We start from the raw sequence: 6442 nt of genomic DNA, 5'->3' as shown, positions 1-6442 counted from the left end.
GTCATAGAATATATAGAGGTGTTTTATAATCGAATTCGTGCTCATTCTGCCCTTGATTATCATGCACCTTTAGAATATGAAGAAAATTATGAAATTTAATAGTCCACTTTTCGGGGATCATACCAATCATAGTTTACAATTATTAGATATAAATACAATAAATAATAATAATTTTAAGTACAATTTAATAGAAGGAGATATTATAAATGAAGAGAACCTTAATAACAATAGAAATATATATAGTGCTCCTTTAAATTACTCTAAGAAAAAATGGAATAACGGAAAAATATATTACTCTTTTCATTTGTACAATCAAAGAAATAAAAATTTACAATTAAGAAAATTTAGTCATTATGAAAAATCATTAATTCGATATGCAATGGATGAATTAGAAAAAATTGCAGACATTAATTTCATAGAAGTTTATCATAAACCTTTTCATAATTATTTAGAAATTATGGTAGATGATGGGTGTTTTTCTGGAATAGGTTCTGAGCATCCCCAAACTGTTTCTTTAGGAGAGGGATGCGTACAGCCAGAAATTATACAGCATGAACTTATGCATGCTTTAGGATTTTTACATGAACAAAGTAGAGCAGATAGAGATTATTATATAAAAATCATTAAAGAAAATATCATGCGAGGAAAAGAAAATAATTTTGATTTAGGTCCATATTCAACCATTCATTTTGGACCTTATGACTATTATTCTATCATGCATTATGCCTTAAATTCATTTAGTATAGATCCAAAAAAATTTACTATGATACCACTTTTAAATGGTGTTTATTGGGAATATATTGGCAATGTTAAAACTTTAAGTAATTTAGATCGAGAAGCTTTACAAAGAGCGTATGGAAAAGCAAAAGTGAGATAATAATTAGGCACTAATATTTTCGTTATTTTCCACTTTTTTAGGCTGTAAAGTTTCTCTTTGATTTTGTTCTGTCTTTATAAAATCTTTGTTTGTTTCATGGACAGGTACGGGAATAGCATTTAATTTTACAACTTTTCTTTTCTTATTTATTTTTTTAGTAAGTTTAGCGACATGCTTTAATTCTTGAAGATATAAAGCATGATTTTGTTTCATTTCAGTCTCCATAAGCTCTATTTTTTTAAATATTTTCTTTTCTAATTCAAAATCTTGCTCTAATAAATTTTTTCTATAATCCGTAGATTTTCTACTATAAAGTAACAAAACAGGGGCTTGAATTGCTCCCATTAAAGCAAGAATGGTTCTCAATCCATTAAAAGGGTAGGGGTCAAATCTTAAATTTTGATAAGGAATAAATTCGTTCCATAAAACACAGCCAACAACTATCCCAAAAAAGAAAAAAAGAGCCCACCATGAAGTGGAAAACTCATAAAACCGGGAGCCTGATTTGTCTCTAATTTTGCAAAATGAATCAAGTTTTTCTTTTGAAAGTCTCATGACGCTTCCTAGTCAGGTTTAGAATCAAATACGAAAGAGCATTTTCCACAATACAGGTTCGTCAGTATTTTGTAAATATTTTGTGACAACGATGTGACAAATTTGTCTTAGACCGTTTTAAAGGAAAATGAAAAAGTATCCTCAGATAGCAAAATTAGCCTTATTTTATAGGAATAGACTTCCTCAATGAAAGGTTCTTTGTTACAAAAGAGGTGGATTAATTTGCACTCTATTAATGTTTATTGTGCGTACACTTCTTTAATTGTCGAGGAAATTCATGTCTTACCACCACAAGCAACTAGAACCATATTGGCAAAATCATTGGAAAAATAAAAATATTTTTAAAACTACAGAAGATAAATCAAAGCCAAAATTCTATGCTTTAGACATGTTTCCTTACCCAAGCTCTTCAGGACTTCACGTTGGACACCCAATGGGTTATACGGCGACAGATATTGTGTCGAGATATCACAGAATGAAAGGATACAATGTCCTTCATCCTATGGGATGGGATGCCTTTGGACTTCCTGCAGAGCAACATGCCATTGATACCGGTGAACATCCCTCAAAAGTAACATACCGCTCTATTAATAATTTTAGATCCCAATTGCAAAGCCTCGGTTTTTCTTACGACTGGGATAAAGAAATTGCTACTTGTGATCCAAAATATTATCACTGGACTCAATGGATTTTTTCTCTTTTATATAAAAAAGGTCTTGCTTATCAAGCAGAAGTTTTTGTAAATTGGTGCCCAGCATTAAAGACAGTTCTTGCAAATGAAGAAGTAATTGATGGCAAAAGCGAACGCGGCAATCATCCCGTTTTCCGTGTTCCCATGAAACAATGGATGTTAAAAATAACCTCTTATGCAGATCGTTTATTGGAAGATTTAAATAAACTAGATTGGCCAGAGTCCACGAAAGAAATTCAAAGAAATTGGATTAAAAAATCTGTTGGAGCAAAAGTAACATTTTCTATAAAAAATAATGACTCCGATAAAATAGAAGTTTTTACAACTCGTCCGGATACTTTATTTGGCGCAACCTATATGGTTCTTGCTCCAGAACATCCTTTAGTAAATAAGTTAACAACAACTCATCAAAAAGAAAAAGTAGCCGAATACTGTGACGTTACTTCTCGCAAAAGCGATTTAGATCGTACTGAACTTAATAAAGAAAAATCAGGTATTTTCACAGGATCATACGCAATAAATCCATTAAATGGACAAGCAATAGAAATATGGATAAGTGATTATGTGTTAATGGGATATGGTACGGGAGCTATTATGGCAGTTCCTGCACATGACACACGCGATCATGAATTTGCCAAAAAATTTGGATTAAAAATTATACAAGTTATTCAATCACCAGATAAAAATTTTGAAATTGAAAAAGAAGCTTATACTGAAGATGGTGTCATTATAAATTCTGATTTTTTAAATAATTTAAATGTCGAAGAAGCAAAAACAAAAATAATTGAACATCTTGTTAAAAATAAAATAGGTGAACAAAGTATTACTTATAAGCTTCGTGATTGGATATTTAGCCGTCAAAGATATTGGGGTGAGCCAATCCCAATATTGAAAGATTCAAAAGGAAATACCATTCGTACATTTAATGAAAATGAATTGCCATTAACTTTACCAGAAGTAACAAGTTATGAGCCAACTGGAGACGGAAAAAGTCCTTTATCTGCAATCACAAATTGGGTGCAAAGAAAAAATGAAAAAGGCGATCTTGAATTTGTCGAAACAGACACAATGCCAGGAAGCGCTGGAAGTAGCTGGTACTTTTTACGATACATCGATCCTTTTAATCAAAAATCAATTGGGGATTACGAAAAATTAAAATTCTGGATGCCAGTCGATCTTTATGTTGGCGGCCAAGAACATGCTGTTGGTCATCTTTTATATTCTCGTTTTTGGACTAAAGTTTTATTCGATGCTGGAGTTTGTCCTGTAGATGAACCATTCCATAAATTAGTTCACCAAGGCATGATATGCAAAGATGGCGCTAAAATGTCCAAATCAAAAGGCAATGGCATAAATCCAGACGACGTTATTCGTGAATATGGTGCCGACTCCTTGCGAGTTTATGAAATGTTTATGGGACCACTTACCCAGACAAAAGAATGGGATGATAGCAACTTAGCAGGTGTTCATCGCTTTTTAAGCAGAATACAAAGATATTATTTATCCGATGACGGCAAAAGTTTATTAAATAATGAACCCGCTTCTCAGCAGGATTTAAAAATTCTTCATAAAACAATTAAAAAATTAACAGAAGATATCGAAAATTTAAGCTTTAATACTTCTATTGCTCAAATGATGATTTTTTTAAATACAATTGCGGAATCTCAATGTAAAAATAAAGAAATATTAGGCGAATTTTTAAAATTACTTTCTCCTTTTGCCCCTCACCTTGCAGAAGATTTATGGTTTAAATGCATTTTAGAAGAGAAAATGTTACCTGAAGATAAAAATTATAAATTTGTTTCTTTAGAAAACTGGCCACAATTCGACCCATCTTTAACTGTAGATAATGAAGTTAAAATTGGTGTTCAAATTAATGGAAAACACAGAGGAGAAATTTTAATTCCAATGAATGCTTCACAAGATGAAGCCGTTGCAGCTGCCATGGAAAATGCAAATGTAAAAGCAACTCTAGAAGGCAAAACAATTAAAAAAACAATATTTGTTGCAAATAGAATATTAAATTTTGTTGCGGTTTAAAAAATAAAAAAGATCTTTAATTTTTTATATTTATTAAAGATCTTTTTTTTGTTTCTATAAATTGTCATTTCGGAACTTCACTCGTACAAAACTTCACCTAAAGAATTTAAATGATATAATTTCTTTACTTTTCCTTGATCATCTTTAATAACAACAGATGAATGTGAGTAATATCCAATTTGTATTTCTTCTGTTATTTGTTTGCTTGTTTCCATTCCCGATTTTATTAAGGCATCTTTAATAGGCACTGACCAATGGTGATAACCATTATAAGAAAAATAATAATTTAATGCTAAGTTTCCTTCTAAACTTGCATCGTAATTAACAAGAATATCCATTGTTCCTTTATTAGCGATTAATTCTGCTGTTACAGTTTCACCAGGATTTAAGTCAACAGTCACCCCTGTAGTAGAGCCTATTGTTATCGTTTTTGATTGCATTCCTCCTTTTCCCCAAGTTCCTATATAATTAAACGCAGACTCTCCACCTAATCCAATCCCATTAAATTGAATTCCATAATTTATAGTTTGGCTAAAGCTAAGTGAATGTGTTGAAGACCAATTTGTTTCTACAGTGTTAGAAACTTCACTTGAAATACCAGCATTAAATGTTGCTCTATGACTACTTTTATTTGATAAAGTTTTTGTATCAATAATGATAGGTTTTAAAGATACACCTTTAATACTCGCATTTTTAACTTTTAAAGTTGATACTACTTGTTGCCAGCCATGAGATTCATAAATATCACTCGAAGAAGAATCACTCCGCATGTAAACGCTATTTGGTCTTTTTCCTATATAATTTTCAGAAATATCTTTGAGGATACTTTCATTTCCAATTCTAAATACGGAAGCTTCTTGATCTGTAATCACATGAAAATCATTTCCTGTTGCAGAAATACTTGATAATGATGCGTTCATTCCCGCTATTATAAAAATAGATAAAGCCATTTTTTCTCCAAATAAAAAAATAAGGAATTTGAAAATTATTTTAATTATTAAGAAAAATCTAATGTCAAAAAATTGGCTTAAATTTGAAATTAACCCATCCAACCTTCACGAGAAAAGCGTGTCCACCAATAAATAAAAAATGAAAAAGAATAAATAAAATAAAAAATTAATATATAATATTTATATTTAAAATTAAAAGCATAAAGCGTTTTACCAATAACGTAAAAAAACAAAGGCAATGCAAAAATAAAACGAGAAGTGCTAAAAAATAAATCATATGTTAAAAATTGTACTGCAGAATGAGCACAAGAAAATAATAATGCAATCCAAAATATGACATCATATTGAATTGGGTTTTTATCAGTTTTTAAATTATTATTTCTTATAAAAAATTTAAATATCAGTGCTAAAAAAATGATTATAGGCATCCAAAATGCTTGCAGATCCCAATTTAGAACATTATCTGATCCCCCTACAGAATGAGGATGAAATAAGATGTCCCAATGCAAACCTAAAACTCTGTTCCATTCATTTTGCGCTCTAAATGAAGCTCCAAAACCAAATCCTTTTATATATGAAAACAAAGCAAAAGTAAAAAAACCGGCAAATATTGAAAACAATGAAATACCTAAAGGAACTAAGAAATTTTTTATTTTTACTTTAAAATATTTTAATATAAAAAATGTTAAAACAATAGATAGAAATAATTGAACAAATAAAGGCCTAGACAAACCTATACAGTAGCTGATTAAAATTAAAAATAAATATTCCATTTTATTTTTTAAGAATGACTTTTTTAATTTTGCATTTGTTATTCTATAAAGTAATAAAAGCCAAATACTAAACTCTAAGGTTGTTAAACTTTCAGAATAACCAATAGCATGGAAAATAGATAGAGGGTTAAAAACAAAACATAAAAATAACAATAAAGCCATTCTTTTTTCAAATACATTTTTAAAAAAGGTCCATAATATAGGTAATGAAATAAAAAAAAGAAATAAAGCCATTAAATTTGCTACTAGCATATAATTATTAGTAAAAAACATATTAGAAACAATTTGAATTAGAAAAGGCCACAAAGGAAATATAGCAAAATTTCCTATTGTATTATAACCATTTTTTGCTATGTTTACATATATTTCTACATCATATAAACCATCATTAATATAAAAATATTTATAAAAACCATTACTCTTTACATAACCAATCATTAAAAACATTACAAATATATATACTGTGATTGAATAGAATATGATTTTAAAAGAAGATGCTCTATCTATAGAATTTAAAATCTCTTTTCTAAACATTATAAATCTCCAAACAAATTTT

The 6442-nt window shown here is 29.5% G+C and carries 6 protein-coding genes; 3 read left to right on the top strand and 3 right to left on the bottom strand.

What is annotated here, in order from left to right; translation table 11 throughout:
• Together ACIQ56_RS02800 and ACIQ56_RS02795 are read left to right on the top strand one after the other, a co-directional pair.
• On the top strand, positions 1-99 hold a 99-nt coding region (locus tag ACIQ56_RS02800; protein ID WP_397599331.1), incomplete at its 5' end, for an IS3 family transposase.
• Positions 89-877, top strand: a complete 789-nt coding sequence (locus ACIQ56_RS02795) for a M12 family metallopeptidase (RefSeq protein WP_397599560.1) — start codon at positions 89-91, stop codon at positions 875-877. The genes ACIQ56_RS02800 and ACIQ56_RS02795, both read left to right, overlap by 11 nt.
• Positions 878-880: 3 nt before the next feature.
• Here ACIQ56_RS02795 and ACIQ56_RS02790 read toward each other — a convergent pair whose 3' ends face one another.
• Positions 881-1432: a DUF1003 domain-containing protein gene (locus tag ACIQ56_RS02790; protein WP_397599559.1), complete on the bottom strand. Its 552-nt coding sequence runs from the start codon at positions 1430-1432 to the stop codon at positions 881-883.
• A 277-nt stretch (positions 1433-1709) separates the two neighbouring features.
• Here ACIQ56_RS02790 and leuS point away from each other — a divergent pair, with 277 nt between their 5' ends.
• Positions 1710-4163, top strand: coding sequence for a leucine--tRNA ligase (gene leuS, locus ACIQ56_RS02785; protein WP_397599558.1), 2454 nt, complete (start codon positions 1710-1712; stop codon positions 4161-4163).
• A 77-nt stretch (positions 4164-4240) separates the two neighbouring features.
• Here the strand turns inward: leuS and ACIQ56_RS02780 are convergent, their stop codons facing one another.
• On the bottom strand, positions 4241-5113 hold the full coding sequence (locus tag ACIQ56_RS02780; protein WP_397599557.1) for a follicular epithelium yolk protein subunit: 873 nt from the start codon (positions 5111-5113) through the stop codon (positions 4241-4243).
• A gap of 89 nt (positions 5114-5202) precedes the next feature.
• Positions 5203-6420 (bottom strand): hypothetical protein, encoded by a 1218-nt coding sequence (locus ACIQ56_RS02775; RefSeq protein WP_397599556.1) that lies wholly within the window; start codon positions 6418-6420, stop codon positions 5203-5205.
• Positions 6421-6442 lie beyond the last annotated feature (22 nt).

This window comes from Silvanigrella sp. (assembly GCF_044369315.1).
Classification (GTDB): domain Bacteria; phylum Bdellovibrionota_B; class Oligoflexia; order Silvanigrellales; family Silvanigrellaceae; genus Silvanigrella.
This window is presented reverse-complemented; position numbering and strand designations above follow the sequence as displayed.